At 61.3% G+C, this 15150-nt stretch carries 11 protein-coding genes, 1 tRNA gene and 2 pseudogenes; 1 reads left to right on the top strand and 13 read right to left on the bottom strand.

Annotation, left to right across the window (positions count from 1 at the left end):
- Positions 1-587: 587 nt before the first annotated feature.
- Positions 588-833: pseudogene (locus ABLA28_RS06645) on the top strand (transposase); the annotation flags it as partial.
- A 296-nt stretch (positions 834-1129) separates the two neighbouring features.
- On the opposite strand, the gene ABLA28_RS06640 reads toward ABLA28_RS06645, so the two are convergent.
- From ABLA28_RS06640 to ABLA28_RS06580, 13 genes and pseudogenes are all read right to left on the bottom strand, one after another.
- Positions 1130-1214 (bottom strand) — tRNA-Leu (locus ABLA28_RS06640).
- 94 nt (positions 1215-1308) lie between these two features.
- A complete protein-coding gene (locus ABLA28_RS06635; RefSeq protein ID WP_347713005.1) occupies positions 1309-2508 on the bottom strand; it encodes a hypothetical protein in 1200 nt (399 codons plus the stop codon).
- 53 nt (positions 2509-2561) lie between these two features.
- Positions 2562-3380 (bottom strand): HAD family hydrolase, encoded by an 819-nt coding sequence (locus tag ABLA28_RS06630; RefSeq protein ID WP_314718477.1) that lies wholly within the window; start codon positions 3378-3380, stop codon positions 2562-2564.
- Between the two features lie 118 nt (positions 3381-3498).
- Positions 3499-3939, bottom strand: coding sequence for an OmpH family outer membrane protein (locus ABLA28_RS06625; protein ID WP_347713004.1), 441 nt, complete (start codon positions 3937-3939; stop codon positions 3499-3501).
- Positions 3940-4623: 684 nt separating this feature from the next.
- Positions 4624-5898 carry a ZinT/AdcA family metal-binding protein gene (locus tag ABLA28_RS06620; protein WP_347713003.1) on the bottom strand — a complete coding sequence of 425 codons (1275 nt, stop codon included), beginning with the start codon at positions 5896-5898 and terminating at the stop codon, positions 4624-4626.
- Positions 5899-6167: 269 nt separating this feature from the next.
- Positions 6168-6995, bottom strand: a complete 828-nt coding sequence (locus ABLA28_RS06615) for a QueT transporter family protein (RefSeq protein ID WP_299302325.1) — start codon at positions 6993-6995, stop codon at positions 6168-6170.
- Between the two features lie 100 nt (positions 6996-7095).
- Positions 7096-7872, bottom strand: a complete 777-nt coding sequence (locus ABLA28_RS06610; RefSeq protein WP_347713002.1) for an energy-coupling factor transporter transmembrane component T — start codon at positions 7870-7872, stop codon at positions 7096-7098.
- Entirely contained in the window at positions 7872-9638 is a 1767-nt protein-coding gene (locus tag ABLA28_RS06605) for an energy-coupling factor transporter ATPase (RefSeq protein ID WP_347713001.1), read from the bottom strand. Before ABLA28_RS06605 ends, ABLA28_RS06610 begins: the two co-directional genes overlap by 1 nt.
- 645 nt (positions 9639-10283) lie before the next feature.
- Positions 10284-11933, bottom strand: a complete 1650-nt coding sequence (locus tag ABLA28_RS06600) for an RNA-binding domain-containing protein (RefSeq protein WP_347713000.1) — start codon at positions 11931-11933, stop codon at positions 10284-10286.
- A gap of 404 nt (positions 11934-12337) precedes the next feature.
- Complete coding sequence (locus tag ABLA28_RS06595) at positions 12338-13054, bottom strand: cytochrome c biogenesis protein CcdA (protein ID WP_347712999.1); 717 nt, start codon at positions 13052-13054, stop codon at positions 12338-12340.
- Positions 13054-13281 (bottom strand): thioredoxin family protein, encoded by a 228-nt coding sequence (locus ABLA28_RS06590; RefSeq protein WP_347712998.1) that lies wholly within the window; start codon positions 13279-13281, stop codon positions 13054-13056. The genes ABLA28_RS06595 and ABLA28_RS06590 overlap by 1 nt, the downstream gene beginning before the upstream one ends.
- A gap of 376 nt (positions 13282-13657) precedes the next feature.
- Positions 13658-14587: an ABC transporter permease gene (locus tag ABLA28_RS06585; RefSeq protein WP_299300093.1), complete on the bottom strand. Its 930-nt coding sequence runs from the start codon at positions 14585-14587 to the stop codon at positions 13658-13660.
- A 1-nt stretch (position 14588) separates the two neighbouring features.
- Positions 14589-15150, bottom strand: a pseudogene (locus ABLA28_RS06580) (hypothetical protein); the annotation flags it as partial.

The raw sequence follows: 15150 nt of genomic DNA, 5'->3' as shown, positions 1-15150 counted from the left end.
GGTAATTCACGCCGTCATGACTTCGCAGAAACCCTACAATCCTCAAAAACTTTTACCCCCTGCTGCCATTTCTCAACTAAACCCTTGACTTTTTCTAGCAGGTCTTAGTGGAATGGAAACATCCCCTCGGCCCGTGTTTTATGGAGCGCGTCGCGCCCCTTGAAACCTTCCTTAGTGGAATGGAAACCAATACGCCAGGTGCGGCAGCTTCCCCGCCTCGAACACCTTGAAACCTTCCTAGTGGAATGGAAACCGGCTCAGGTCGAAAACGCGCCTCGACATCACGCGAGCGCCTTGAAACCTTCCTTGGTGGAATGGAAACAATATCCCGAGTTTCCCCAGGGCAGGGAACTCGACCCTTGAAACCTTCCTAGTGGAATGGAAACGAAAATATCAATATTGATGCTTTTAATGAATTAAAGCCCTTGAAACCTTCCTTAGTAGAATGGAAACAGGACAGGGGGTAAATGCAGATGGCAAGTAATGTTCCTTGAAACCTTCCTTAGTGGGATGGAAACACCGATGGCGTGAAGGCAAGACTGCTTCTATACTGATAAAGAGACATTGGATAAAGAGGTGCAGAGTAGCTGTCCAAAGAATCCCCGAGACACACGGAAGAGTTCAGGAAAAGCGTCGTGAGTTTGTACCACAATGGGAAGACACAAAGTCAGCTGCACGAGGAGTAGGGAGTCTCTCCGAGCGCTCTGGCCCGTTGGATGAAAGCCTATTAGGAGGTAGAGCTTGACGATAATACCGTGATTACCGCAAAACAGGTGAGGGCTCTTCAAAAGCGCAAAGCCTTGCTGGAAGAGGAGAATCTCATACTAAAAAAGCGATTGCCATATTCATGCACGCACACTCAAACAAAGACAAGACCAAGGGGAATTGTATACATCGAGGGGTTTTATAATCCCAAGCGGCCTCGCTCCGCCAATGACAACCTGCCGCACGACAAAAAGAAGGACGTGTTTAAAAACACACCACGCCCATATCATGATTCCTTCACTTACACTGACCTTTTTTGACTGGGGTCCATGTCGATGCGCGGTCCAGTGACCGAGTATCGACGCCGACGGGCGACCGCCTTCCGCGGGGCTGATTGAGCCTCGTGGGGTGCGTCGATCGCTTATGGTGCGGGGAAGGGGACTTGAACCCCTACGCCACAAGGGCGCCAGATCCTAAGTCTGGTGCGTCTGCCGTTCCGCCACCCCCGCACTTTTCCGCCCGCCCCGATATTCTATCACGCCGCATCGCGCCTGCGCAGGATCGGGTACGGCGTGGGGAAGAGGGACGGGCCAAAGGCTCGCGTCAATATGAAAAATAAGCGGGCCCCTGAGTTGAAAGCGTTTTCAGAAGAAGATACCCACGGTCCCGTATCTCCAGAATATAGACCTGACGGCGGCGGGGCCGGTGAAGCTCGGGGTTCACGTCGAGTACCTGATTGCCGAAGGGAATCCGCTCGGCCCGGCCCAGACGGTCCAGCAGCGCCGGGCGGTCCAGGCTCTCCAAAGGGCCCGGCAGTGCGCTCAGCCCCTGGATCAGCCATTGGGCCAGGGCATCGGCACGGCCTGCTGCGACGGAGTCCGGGACCTGGAGGGTCCGGGTGTTCCACAGGTGTCGCTTGAGCTCCTGAAAGCCGCCGTGTTTTTCCAGAAAAAGGTTCTGGTCGGCGAAGACCATCCCATGGAAGGACAAAAACGACTCGTCCGGCCTGCCGCAGTGCCACAGCCTCCAGGGCGTGAGGGTGCGCATGAAGGTGCGCCACATCTCCTTGGAGGCCATGTTGCCCATGAACGCGACCAGGACGCCCTGCCCGGAACTCTCGACCTCCTCCGCAAGAAGGGCGAAGGTGTCGGTCACCGAGGCGTCCACCCAGTAGGGCATGGGCATGAATCCGGCGTCGAGCAAGAGCGATTGGCACAGCTTCGCCTCACGTTCCTGATGGACCGTGAAGCGGCTCCCCATGAGGGCCAGGCGGTCCTGCGAAGTGAGCGTTTCGACGGCGTAGGCGGCCAGGGCCTCGCTCCTGTAGTCGCGAAAAAGGTCGAGGCCGAAGACGAAGGGCAGGAGCCGGCCGTCAGCCCGGTGGAAGGAAACGTCCTCCCCGTTCGCCAGCATGAGGGGAATGCCGAGCGCGGCCGCCCTCCCGATCAGGATGCGGTCGACCTCGGGGGCGGCGAAACTCAGCAAGGCGACCGTATATTTGTCGACCGGCAGCGGAGCCGTGGCCGTACTGCCCTCGTCCATCGGGGGAAGGTAGACGAACCGGAGGTCGTGCCCCCTGACCCCCTTGCCGCTCTCGTCGATCTCCGCCTCGTGCCAGGAGAGGGCCGCGCGTATGGATCTCCCCACGTTGTCCTCCCAGCCGCCCTCCGGGGCGACCACAAGGACTTTCCACGTCCAGTCCTTGTCCTGCTGCGCCCAGGCGGTTCCCTCCGCGCCCCATCCGGCCGAGAAAAGAAGAAAAAATGCTGCAAATATCGAGAAGAACTTCATTGGACCCCGCATCGGAACGCCGCCTCCCTGCATCCGTAATCCTGCGTCCTTAGTTAATTATACGACTACAATCGGCGGCCCGGAACCGCGAAGGGGGCCGTGGCGAAGGCGGGGGAGAGGATGTGGTCGATCAGGGCGCGGATGCCGTGCTCCGAGACGGGGGGGATGATGAGGTCGGCCTCCCGAAGCAGCGCCTCGTGTGCGTTGGAGGGCGAGGCCGCGACGTCCGCGCGGCGCAGAAGCTCCCTGTCGTTGCAGTGGTCCCCGGCCGCCACGATCACCTCGGGCCGGGTGGGCAGCTCCGCGAGGAGGCGGTCCAGCGCGCTTCCCTTGGAGACGCCCAGGGGCTGGATGTCCATGAACTGCGGGCCTCCGGGGCAGATCTCGGCCTCGCGCCCGAAGCGCTCCCGAAGGTCCTTCTCCACCTCGGGCATGAGCCGGGATTCCATCCACAGGCAGATGCGGAAGACGGGCTCCGTCACCACCGGCTCCGTTACGAGGCGTATGGGGCCGAGGTTTGCGAAGAAGCTCCGGGTCTGCGTGTCCGTCTCCCGGCAGGAGATGCGTTCGTCGCCGGACACCTGGAGCTCGAGGGGCAGCGTCCAGACGTACTCCAGGATGCGGTTGGCCAGGTTCTCCTCCATCAGGCGGCTGTAGAGGGGGCGCCCGACGGGGTCCACGATGCGGCCTCCGTTATAGAGGATCGAGGGACGGGTCACCCCGATCGCCTCCATGTGTCCGCGGGCCGTGCCGTAGGTTCGCCCCGTGGCGACCATGATCTCCCAGCCTGCGCTGCGGAGACGGGAACAGGCCTCCCGAACCTCGTCCGCGACGGCCTCTCCGATCGACAACGTGTCGTCTATATCCGTGATGAACAGTTTCATGCCAAACCTCGGGCTCCCTTCAGGATCGGGAAACCCCGGGCCCTTGGAAATCCCGGGAAACATGAAGAAAGGCTGCGCGCGGGGCGCAGCCTTTCCATCGGTGAACACTCTCGGGCCGCTACTTCTTGGTCTTGGCCAGCTGCTGAATGACGTCCTGCGTGATGTCCGAACCGCCGATCAGGACGACGGACTTGTTGAGGACGAGGGTCAGCTTCTTGTTCACGGCCACCTCGCGGACGGCCTGCTGGCAGTCCCTGAAGATGGGGTCCATGATCTTCTGCTCCTCCTTGGCCAGCTCCATCCGTTTTGCCTGGACGATCTGAGCCTTCTTGGCGGGGTCGGACTCCTTGTCGGCGGCGGCCTTCGCCTCGGTCTCCTTCTGGCGGGATATCGTCGCCAGCTGAGCCTTGGCGTCGTTCATCTTCGGGTGGTTGTTGGTGACCTCGTACATATCGATGACGCCAACGGAATCGACCGCCGCGTTCGCGGCTCCACCCGCGGCAAGGACAAACACAAGCGCCGTTACGCTCAAAACCAGAAAGTTTCTCAAAAACAACACGAATCCCTCCTAATAGGCTTGAAATCCAGAGCTTTGCCCTTTTCCCCTCAGGCACGACCAACTGGCATTCTAGCATCGATGGAGGGCGGTACAAACGTCAGGATTACTCATATTCCTACCCGTGGAACCGTCGGGGCTCTCGGTCCGCTCCGTGCCTGCGGTGTCCTCGCCCTCGCCCCAATATTCGCCCTCCAGGACCGACACGACCTCGAGGGCGGTTCGCCCGCAGTCCTCCAGGCCGCAGGAGGGAAGAGAGAAGAGTTCAGGTCGAGGTTCAAGAAATGAGGCACTGTTCTCAAGACCGCGAAGCGGATACGGATATCCCTCAATCGGTAATGGCCCGAACGGCTCGGTGCCAAAAGCTCGCACCGGCGTATGACGCTCGTCTCGGCACCGCACGGATCAGCGAAACTGCGCCGTTCAGCGGCGCTCAAATCCTCCTCGTTTTTTTGAGCCACTCCCTATCCTTTTTCAGGTGCCCATTTCCTTGTACAACGGGTCGGTGATCTTTGGGGCCATTGAGCTCCCAGCCTCAAAAAGCCCGGCTGGTTGGGGACCGCCATACGGAGACAGGACCACCGGCGCGGCCGGTGGTCCTGTCCTTATATTACGCGTTATGCAGTGGGGCCTTCGAGCAGGCGACCCGTTCCGATGAGGCCCCGGCCCTCGATGCAGGAGGCTAGGCTAGGGCAGCATCCCCACCATCTCGTCCGCCCCCTCGAGCATGTCGTGGGCAAACTTTTCAGCCGTTGTCGTGGACTCGCAGAGCGTCGGGAACCACAAGGCCAACTTGGGGTTGTCCAGCAGGGCCTCCACGCTCTTATCCCCGTAGCGCATGTGGAAGTGGATGAACCCGTCCGCGCTGTCCTTGCCTTTCGGCAACAGGGTAAGATACTTGTAGGGACCCTCGGCCTCGGCCTTGAAGACGGACCACGGGATGGGATACTCCCCGAACTTCCGAACTTCGATGCCGTCGAAGACGTAGGACACCGTCGCCTTGACGCCGCCCTTGTCGTCCAGGAAGGTGAACGAATTCCCCTCGACCTTCGCCCCTCCGGCGAAGTCGGACCTCAGCATCGTTTCTTTGAAGAAACCCTTTACGGCCTCCGGCGTATAGGTCTTCCCCTTCTCCGCGGCCTTCTTCGACACCGCCTCGTAGACGGGCTTCATCGCTGGGTCGTCCAGGAAGCTGATGGGGTTCACCCAAGTGCCCTTCCAGCCCTCGAGCGGGTTGGCGTCCTTGAGCATATCGACGACTTCCTTTATGGCTTCCGGGGTCGACATATCCTTAAGAAGGCGGGCGACATCCCCCGGAGCGCAGAGCGTCGGCCACCACATGGCCCTGGCGGCCTCGTCGATCAGCTCCTTGAAACTCTCGCTGCCGTAGCGCATGTGCCAGTGCTTGACCCCCTCCGGTGTATCACTGTGCACCGCGAGCATCACCAGATACTTGTACATCTTCACCTTATCCGACGCGCCGCTTGTCGCCTCGAACTGATGCCACTCGATGTCGAAGGTCCCGAACTTCCGTTTCTCGACCCCGCGGGACGCGTAGGTGAGGGTTCCCAGGGACGTCCCCTTGGAATCCATGAAGGTGATCCCGCTTCCCTCCACCTTCAGGCTGTCGAAATCGGTCCGGTAGGACTGCCCAAGGGCGCCCTTCACACCCTTTGGGGTATAAGCGGGCAGGGACGCCGCCGCTTTCTCGCAGATGGCATCGACCTCGGGCGCATCCATGGAACCGTAGAAACTCTTCCATGTCCCCTTCCAACCGTCCAGAACCCCGACCTGAGGCTGGGGTTGAGGCTGAGGCTGAGGTTGCGGCTGGGGTTGAGGCTGGGGTTGAGGATTCCGCCCCGCGAGGTTGTTCTCCCCGCCGCCGCCGCATCCGCCCAGAGCCAGCAGAGCGAAAAGGAACGCGGCCAGAAGAGCGCCGACACCAAACTTCCTGCCTTTCATGAGAACCACTCCTTACTGTTTGTAATGAGAAACTTGCACAAATATAATCCATTGCAGTACGTGTGTCAATAAAATGCACCAGACGTGTCGTTATTCGGATGTGTCGTTGTTCTGCGATTACGTCATTGCAAACAAATAGGGGGTCGATACCCAGGGGCGGGAAAAACGTTCGGCGTCGAGCCGTCCGCAAAACGAAAGCCTCCGGGCAATTTGCGCACCCAGAGGCTTCGAGACGACGACAAGCGATTTTCGGGGATTTCCCGCGCCGCTCAGCGGTCGGAGGCTTTTCCCGTCGTCTGGATGAAGAACGAGAGGACCATCCCCACCGTCCCGAGGCCGGACGCCAGGACGACTCCAAAGGAACCGACGGCGCCGCCCGCATTGAATCCGCCGTACAGCAGGGCCTGTCCGGCCCCCAGCGCCAGGAGCAGGGCTCCGGCCCAGCCGCAGAGGATGCTGACGATCATGAAGAAGGCGCCGATCTTCGACATGGCGCCCGGCACGGGCTGGTCCGCCTCGTCCACGATATCCGTCCAGAGGAGGTCCCATTTCTTGACGCGCGGGTAGAGCACCATCAGGATGGGAAGCCCCAGCACGATGGACGGGATGGAGTTGTTCAGCATGATGATGGTGCCCAGGGCCGCGTAGGGCACCATGCCCAGCAGCTCGAGCCCCCAGGCGATGGTGAGTGCACAGCCCATGGAGCCGAGAAGAGCTGCGACGACGTAGGCCGCGGCCTTCCTGGGGGTGGTCACACAGGGCTCGAGATCGCCCTTCGGGACGAGGCCGAGGTTGGTCCAGATCTTGTAGGGGACGTAGGCGAAGATGAAGTTCCCGAAAAAGCCGAAGAGGCTTCCGACTCCGAGCGACCCGAAAAAGTCCCCGATCAGGTTGCCGATGGCCGAGCCCCAGGCCCCGGCGGGCCCGAACAGGAGCCCCATGACGACCGGCAGCGCGCTTGCGGGACGGAATTCGGTCACGCCGGGTATCAGAACGAAGCCCTTGAACGGGATCAGCAGGGCCGCGTACAGGCCGGCGCACAGCGCTACGAGGACGACCATCTTGGTCTTTCCCCACATGGAGAATACCTCTTTCATCAATCATCCGCTCCTTTTCTTTTCGTTTCTTTTTATTTCAGTGGGTTCCGGGGGGCCAAGCCTCCCGGATGGAGTTCGGGGCAAAGCCCCGAGGATTCCGTCAGAAACTCCCCCACGGGAAGAACGCGGCCCACGCGGCATACGCTCCGGGGGCCAGCTTCAGGACCAGCAGGGCCGCGAAGGCGCCAAGCCCCAGGGCCATTGCGGCCCAGTCGCCCCTCCCGAGCCTCAGGTCCAGCAGCGTCGTGCGTTTGGAGCTGTAGCCGAACCCCTTGGACTCGAGCGCCATGGAGAAGACGTTGGTGCTCCGGATCAGGGACACGAGCGTGGGGATCACCAGCGGGACGTGCCTGCGTATTCGTTCCAGGAAGTTCCCCGAGTCCAGGTCCAGCCCCCGGGATTTCTGCGCCTGGATGATCGTGTGGCTCGTCTCCACGATCATGGGCACCAGACGGATGGCCGTGGCGAAGGCAAAGGCTCCTCTGTAGGGAAGGTGCAGCCTGACCAGCCCCTCGGCGATCTCCTCGATCTTGGTGGTGCTCAGGAAGACCATGCCCGCCACGATCATGAGGTCCGTCTTGAGGGCAATCATCGCGCCGTAGAGCACCCCGGAGAGCGAGAACTCGCCGCGCGCCAGGGGCCAGATCGTCAGGCAGAACAGGGCGATCATGATCAGTACGCCGCGGATGCGCCCAAGGTTCTGAAGCGCGCGCCCCAGGGCTCCGACAAACAGCACCAGGGCCGTCACCATGAGCAGGACCGGGATGTCCCGGAACATCAGGGCCATGGCGAAGCTCAGCAGCGTCAGCAGGATCTTGGTGCGGGGGTCGAGCCGATGAATCGGGGTGTCCCTGTCGAGGTAGAGGAACAGGTCCATCAGGCGTCCCCCCTCTCGGCGGCGCCCTCGGCATTTTGGGGGGAGCGGCCGTTTTCAGGCATGCGGGTGCAGCGCACCAGCTCCTCCACGGAGAGGACCGTCCGCCCCAGACGGTTGCCCAGGCTGACGATGTGGGGCGGCCTCAGGTGCGAGGCGGCCAGCTCCTCCTCGCGAGCCAGGACCTGCCGCGTGGGACCGTCCATCACCACCCGGCCGTCCCTCATCGCCACGATGCGGTGGGCGTACTCCGCCACCACCCACAGGGTGTGGGTGATCATGATGATGGTCTGCCCCGCCTCGTTGAGCTTCCGGATCAGCTCCATCATCCGCCTCTGCTCGCCGTAGTCGAGCCCCGTGGTGGGCTCGTCCAGGATGATGACGCCGGGCCGGGCCGAGAGCACGGAGGCGACCGCGACCCGCTGACGCTCCCCCTTTCCGAGCGTGAAGGGATCCCTCTTCTCGTAGCCCTGAAGTCCGACGGCCTCGAGGGCCTCGGTCACGCGCGACGCCACCTCCTCCGCGGAGCATCCGCGAATCCTGGGGCTGAATGCGACCTCGTCGAATACGTTGTCCGCAAATATCTGATGGTCCGGGTTCTGAAAGACATACCCCACCTCCTTCCCGATCTCGAAGACCGAGTGCTTCGCGGTGTCCCTGCCCCGGACCAGCGCCCGGCCGCCGCTCGGGAGCAGGAGGCCGTTGAAGTGCTTCACCAGAGTGGTCTTGCCGCTTCCGTTGTGCCCCAGGATGGCCACGAACTCGCCTTGCCGGATGCTCAGGGTCACGCCGCTCACCGCGGCCCCGCCGTTGGGGTAGACGTGGCTCAGGTCCTCGACCTCGACGACCGTCTCCCCATAGCTGTTCTCCCGCTCGGCGTCGCGCTCCGAAAGCTCCTGGCAGCGCGCGTCGTCGAGGGTGAACCCCCTGCTGCGGAAGAGCTCCACCCCCTCGTCGGGGAGCAGCGGAAGCTCCTCCGTGGGGCAGACGTTCAGCGCCGCGAAGTATTGGGGTATCTGCAAAGGGCGTATCCCGGCCTCCGCAACGAGCGCCGCGTCCCGCAGCAGTTCCCCGGGCGTCCCGTCGGCGAGGATGCGCCCTTTTTTCATCAGGATCAGGCGCTCGGCGTGCAGGGCTTCCTCGGTCTCGTGCTCGATGATGATCAGGGTCAGATCCCCCTGGGCGCTCAGCGTCCGCGCGATGGAGAAGACCTCGAGCTTCCCCATGGGGTCCAGGTCCGTGGTGGGCTCGTCCATGCACAGCACCGACGGCCGCGCGGCCAGCACGGAGCCGATGGCCAGGCGCTGCTTCTGGCCGCCGGAGAGGGTGGCGGGATGTCGTCCCTCGAAGCCCTCCAGGTGGACCGTCCGCAGCACGTCGCCGATGCGAAGGACGATTTCGGGCCTCGGCACGCCGAAGTTCTCGGGCCCGAAGGCGACCTCGAGCCCCGCGTTGGTGGAGAAAAGCTGGGCCTCGAAATCCTGGAAGACCAGGCCGATCTCGCGGGCCATCCGGCTGACGGGGGTATCCCTGGCCGGGAGGCCGCCCACCGTCACGGAGCCCTCGTACCGGCCCCGGACGAAGTGGGGGATCAGTCCGTTCAGGCTGTTGGCGAGGGTGGACTTTCCCGCACCGCTCTCGCCCATGATCACGACGAAGCGGCCGCGCTCCACCTCCAGATCGAGCGAATCCAGGGCCGGGGACTCGGAGCCCCGGTACCAGAAGGAGAAGCCCTTGACCTCCACGGCCTTTTCAGTGTTGATGTGCAATTATCCGTGACCTCCGTCCATCGTTCCGGGACGCCCCGGCGCGAAAAAGGATGCGATTCCGCCAACCATTGTGCGTATTTCCGCAACACTTGTCAAGGATAGAGCCCCCGGCTGGTGATAGAGTTTTCTCTAATGCCAATCTTTTGAGCAGGCTCTGTCTGAGTCATCCTCCGAAATAGGCGAATTTTTCCAAGATATTTCACCTCTCTTCACACCGCTCTTTTTATCCGTTCTTATTCTTAATGATAGTATCTTAGATTTACAATCCAGCCTGCAGGGGCAAAAGGTTTCGTCGTATTGCTACGCGCTGCGATAAGTTGGATACTATTTTCCTGGACTTCCTGCTTTTCGCTTTTATTATCGACTTCTTATTTTTGTGCTGACATGACCTGAATATGGTTCACCGCTCAACTGATTATGGGTTAGGCTAAGCACTGGCTCCACAAGATCTGCGCACCATAAAAAACGGGGCCTCGCGGCCCCGTTCAGAGGTTCCTTCGCAGATGGACGGACCTCATCACAGGCCCTTGCCCCCTTGCTGGATACATCGCTGACTTTTACGCTGACTCAAACGCCAATATTTTCCAGACGCTGCAAGGTGTTATTCGCCTTACGCTGACTTTTACGCTGACTTTTGCAGACTTGTCATCGTTGCGCGTAGTATGCAGATTTCCCGCTTCCGATCTTTTTGATGATTCCATCTTGAAGCAGCAGCTTCAAGAGATAATAGGCATGGTTTCTGTCGCACCGGCACAGCTCGACCACATCGGCGCGGGATATCCTTGAGAAACTTTCCAGATGGCGGAGTATGATGTCCTTCTCCTGAAGGGTCGTCATCCCGTGCTGCCGCGTATATCCCGCCTCGTTGCCGGATAGCGCATACATCTTTGAACTGAGCATGTACCGTCTTGCCCTGCCGTTGCCGACACCCTCAACCACTCCAAGCTCCACAAGCCACTCTACGGTGTTGCGCGCGTCCGACTCCCTCTTCTGTATTCGGCGAGACAGCTCGTCAAGCGTCGCCCTGCGCTCGTGCCTCAGCGTGGCCAGCACGATCAGAGCGTCGACCGGCATCATTTTGTCCATGCGTCTCTCCTCCGTTACGAGCATCCGTACGAATTCCTCGTCAAGTAAGGCGCTGTTCAGCCGCAGGATTACGCTGGCCGCGCTGCTGTCGGAATAATCGGGGATTTCGTGTCCACTGCGAAGCATGGCGCTGTAAATCTTGTCCACTCCGCGGCCCGTTCGCTCCGCAAGACCAATCCGCTTCACGGCCTCCGCCAGAGTCCTGTTCCTCGGAGTCGGTGCCACGGACAGAATGTTGTCCGCGCTGACCCCCTCCGGAACCCCCCCCGGACTTGAGATGACCATCGCCCGATTTTGCAGCTGAACCTGCACCGCGCCGGAGACAAAATAATCCCGGTGAACCAAGGCGTTGACAAAGCCCTCGCGAAACGCCTCCCGCTCATAATTCGGCACGGGGACACGAAACAGCCCCACCTGAATTTCCTGTTCCACAACCCTCGACTGAAAGAGCAGGCTGACCTTCTCGAAGATCTGCAGCAGCGACTCCCTCATCGCCGGGGGATTGACCAGTACGTTGACGCCGTCCAACACCTGAAATAGAACTTCGTTTCCGGGGACGAACTCGCGGATATACCTTTCATGTCCCATCAACAGAAGGCCGGCGACCGTCGGATAGCAGACCCCGTCCAGCTCCCGGACCAGATCAAGCGCCTTATCCAGTTCCTCATCGGACAATTCCAGAAGGGGCGCTTCGCCGCGGTATGTTCGCACCATGCCGCGAAGCCGCTCCCGCTCCAGCGGGTTCAGCGCCTCGCGGGCGGCGATTGTCTCAATTACCTGTGCGGAAGGGTCAATGGCCCGGATGGAGGAAAGCCGCTGCATGATCTCGTGCGGCTGCATGGGGATGTTCTCCGGCGAGCCGTCCGGCTTCAGCCGCCGACGCAGATACTGCCTGTCGGACGTCATCGTCAATTGACGGGACTGATTCACCTCCAGGGCCAACACATCGCGCTGATCCCAGGTTTCCAGGCGAAGGGTAAGGACAAGCGAAGGAACGGTGTGGGCCTGGACCTTTGCGGCCATCTCGATCAGATTTTTGTGCTGTTCGCTGACGCCCGAGACATGCCCGTTGTCCTCGACGCCAAGGTAAAGGACGCCGCCGTCGGTGTTCGCCATGGCGACCAGCGCCTTATAGAGCTCATCCAACGGCAGAGGCCGGCGGTCGCTTTTGAACTCGACGGTCAGTGTTTCCCTAGTCGGTCGTTCCATGGTTTGCCTCCGGCAGGTGCGGGGAATCCAGTCCTGACGTTATTCCGTCCCTGCTTTTACCATTTCGGCAACTATCCTCACAGCACTCTCGCTGAATACTTTTTTCGTCTCAAGGCTTCTTCTCTCTTCATTGAGCCTGGTATTCCCATGTCAATCCGTATCATCTCTACTTCAAAATTATATAACACCCCTTCCAATCGACACAAAACGAGGCACAAATCTCCCTGATTTTGTGCCTCGTTTTGTGTCGCACCAATAAATCCATATCTATGAATCGTTACATCACACAGACTTACGCATTTTGTTTCTATCCCTTTACGGGAGGGCGCTTTTCGCACAAGAGGGGAGTCGGCCCGCCGGAAATCAAGGCGCTTCGCTCCTCACTCGGACGTTTCGTTCCTGAATCAGATGAAATAAAGGTACAGGACGCCGTGGGCCAGATAGATTCCCACACAGATCAGCACGACGCCGCAAAGGAAGTTCAAAACGCGCAGGGCCTTCTGTCCCCGCTCGCTCTGGAGCCAGCCGGAGGCGAGCTGAGCGAAGGTCCCGGATACGATCAACACGACGCTGTAGCCCAACGCATAGGCAAGGATCAGGCCGAAGGAGAACAAGAGCCCGTGCGAGGCCTGAGCCGCAGCCAAAGAAAGCACCGGGGTGATGTAGGCGATGCTGCACGGGCCGATGGCGAGCCCCGACACGATGCCCAGGACCAGAGCCCCCCAAAGCCCGCGCCGCTCCGTGGAGCCGCCCCCCCCGAACGAGAAGAACCTGAAATGCACGAACCCCGTCAGATGGATGCCCATAAGGATGAACACCGCGGCGACGAAGAGCGTCAGGAATTGTTCGTTACCGCCCAGAAGCAGACCGAAGCTGGAGGTGACGAACCCCACCAGCATGAGGTTCAGCACGATTCCGCTGCAGAAGGCGCAGGATATCTTGAAGGCCTCCCAGCGGCTGGGGCTGTCCGTGTTCTCGATGTAGCCGACGACCAGCGGAATGGCTGCGATGCCGCAGGGGCTGAGGATGACGCTCGCGATCCCCCAGAGGAAGGCCCCCGCCCATTGCAGGGGCCCGCTCGAGAACATCACGGAGGAGATGGCGTTGATGATGTCAAGCATTATTCTATGGCGACCCCCGCTTTTTTGAAGATCTCCAGGACCTCGTCGAGGGTGCGGTAGCCGACCTCCTGCTGGACGACCTTGCCCTCGGCGTCCATGAAGAGGAGGGTGGGAACGTAGCGCACTTTGTACTCCCGGGCGACCTCGGGGTGCTCCTCTACGTTCACCTTCTCCGCAACCAGCTTGCCCGCGTACTTATCGTTGATCTCGTCCAAGACCTTGGACATCTGCACGCATGCGGGTCAGGTCGCTGTGGACAAAGCCTTCAAGGTCGGCAGCTTCTTCTCCCCGGCAAGGGCGGGCGAAAGGGTAAGGGCCATCAGAACGAGCGACAGAACGAACATCTTCATTGTAAGAACACTTCCTTTCGATAACTTGATAACAAGAAATGGAATTCCGAAATGCCGCGACGCGTTTATGCTACAGGACCTTCGTGTCCTTGACAAGCCGGGGCTCTTGCGGATTTTCGCATACGGGATATGTACGTGAGAGGATCATGATGCGGGACAAAAAGCGACCGGTCCCCGCAGAGCTTCGGCCCTGTGGAAACCGGTCGTCCGCCCAGACGATGGATGCGGGAGAGCCGGGATATCGGGATCGGGCTTAACCCCGGTTCTCCCGGTCGTAAGGCTTCCCCAGTGCCGCAGGCTCGACGCGCCTGCGGTTCGGGGACAAGGCCAGCACCAGGATGACCAGAACATAGGGCACGATCAGGGCCAGTTCGTAGGGGAACTTGATGCCGTAGAACTGGATCAGGCGCTGCGCCGCCGCGGCGATGCTGAACAGCACCGCTCCGCCCGCCACGCCCCAGGGCGACCAGCGCCCGAAGTAGACGAGCGCCACGGCGATGAATCCACGGCCCGCCGTGATGTTGTCGGCGAACATCCTGGCCGAGCAGACGGACAGGTACGCGCCGGCCAGCCCCGCGAAGGCCCCGGCCAGGATCACGCACTGGTAGCGGACGCGGGAGACATCGATCCCCAGCGTGTCCGCCGCGCGGGGCGTGGTGCCCACGGCGCGGACCTTCAACCCCCAGGACGTTCGGAAGAGCAGGTAGCTTGACAGGGGGATCAGCGCGAACGCGACATAGTCCATGGGGCTGAGGGTCGCCAGGACCGACCCGACCCAGGGAACGCTCCGCAGGAGGTCCAGCCTCAGAGCGGGGATTCCGGTGACCGGTGTGGGGCCGCCGACGTAGACGCGGAAGAGCGTCCCGGAGATCCCCCAGCCCAGCATGTAGAGGCCGATCCCCGCGATGCCCTGACGGGCCTTGAAGGTGATGCAGACCAGGCCCAGAAGGAGCCCGAGAAGGGCTCCGACGGCAAGGGCCGCCGCAAGGCCGAGCCAGGGCATATGAAACTTCAGATCGATGAAGAACGCCGCGAAGGCCCCCATCATCATGATGCCCTCGGCGCCGAGGTTGAACAGTCCGGCCCTCTGGTCGAACATCTCACCCAAGGCTACCAGAAGCAGAGGAACGGCCATGGGGACGGCGGCGGCGAGCATGACGGAGAACAGGGATTCCCAGCCCATGTCAGGAGGCCTCCTCTCGGATGAAGTGGGACAGGATCCGGGCCCGTATGCCTCGGTTCGAGATGAAGATCGAGGAGGAGACGACGGCCAGGATGATCAGACCCTGAATGGCCAGGATGATGTGGGCGGGGATGGTGACGGCCCGCTGCATCATGTCCGCACCGACGATCAGAAGCCCGAAGAGCATCGAGGCGGGGATGATCCCCAGCGGGTGAAGCCCGCCGAAGAGGGCCACCACGATCCCGCTGAACCCATACCCCGCGGAGAGCGCCTCCAGGGCGCGGCGATGCACGCCGCACAGCTCCACGGCCCCGGCCAGCCCCGCCATTCCTCCGGCCAGAAGCATGGCCAGGACGAGGTGGCGCTTCACGTTCATGCCCGCGCAGCGCGCGGCCAGGGGCTCGGCCCCGCAGGCCCTCATGCGGTAGCCCAAGGTCGTCCTCCAGAGCATCAGGTAGGTCAGCACGGCGAGGAGCACCGCGTAGATCAATCCGGAGTGCAGGCGCATCGGGGGCATCAGGCGGGTCAGCCAGGCGTTGGGGGAGAGCTGCGCCGTCTGGGGG

The sequence above is a fragment of the uncultured Fretibacterium sp. genome, from assembly GCF_963544685.1.
GTDB lineage: Bacteria > Synergistota > Synergistia > Synergistales > Aminobacteriaceae > CAJPSE01.
Note: the sequence above shows the minus strand (reverse complement) of the source record. Positions and strands in the feature narration are given on the sequence as shown.

Bases quoted from the DNA above. Each gene is read 5' to 3' on its own strand.
- ABLA28_RS06635 (WP_347713005.1), bottom strand. From the start codon at position 2,508: ATGCGGGGTCCAATGAAGTTCTTCTCGATATTTGCAGCATTTTTTCTT.
- ABLA28_RS06630 (WP_314718477.1), bottom strand. From the start codon at position 3,380: ATGAAACTGTTCATCACGGATATAGACGACACGTTGTCGATCGGAGAG.
- ABLA28_RS06620 (WP_347713003.1), bottom strand. From the start codon at position 5,898: ATGAAAGGCAGGAAGTTTGGTGTCGGCGCTCTTCTGGCCGCGTTCCTT.
- ABLA28_RS06615 (WP_299302325.1), bottom strand. From the start codon at position 6,995: ATGAAAGAGGTATTCTCCATGTGGGGAAAGACCAAGATGGTCGTCCTC.
- ABLA28_RS06610 (WP_347713002.1), bottom strand. From the start codon at position 7,872: ATGGACCTGTTCCTCTACCTCGACAGGGACACCCCGATTCATCGGCTC.
- ABLA28_RS06600 (WP_347713000.1), bottom strand. From the start codon at position 11,933: ATGGAACGACCGACTAGGGAAACACTGACCGTCGAGTTCAAAAGCGAC.
- ABLA28_RS06595 (WP_347712999.1), bottom strand. From the start codon at position 13,054: ATGCTTGACATCATCAACGCCATCTCCTCCGTGATGTTCTCGAGCGGG.
- ABLA28_RS06590 (WP_347712998.1), bottom strand. From the start codon at position 13,281: ATGTCCAAGGTCTTGGACGAGATCAACGATAAGTACGCGGGCAAGCTG.
- ABLA28_RS06585 (WP_299300093.1), bottom strand. From the start codon at position 14,587: ATGGGCTGGGAATCCCTGTTCTCCGTCATGCTCGCCGCCGCCGTCCCC.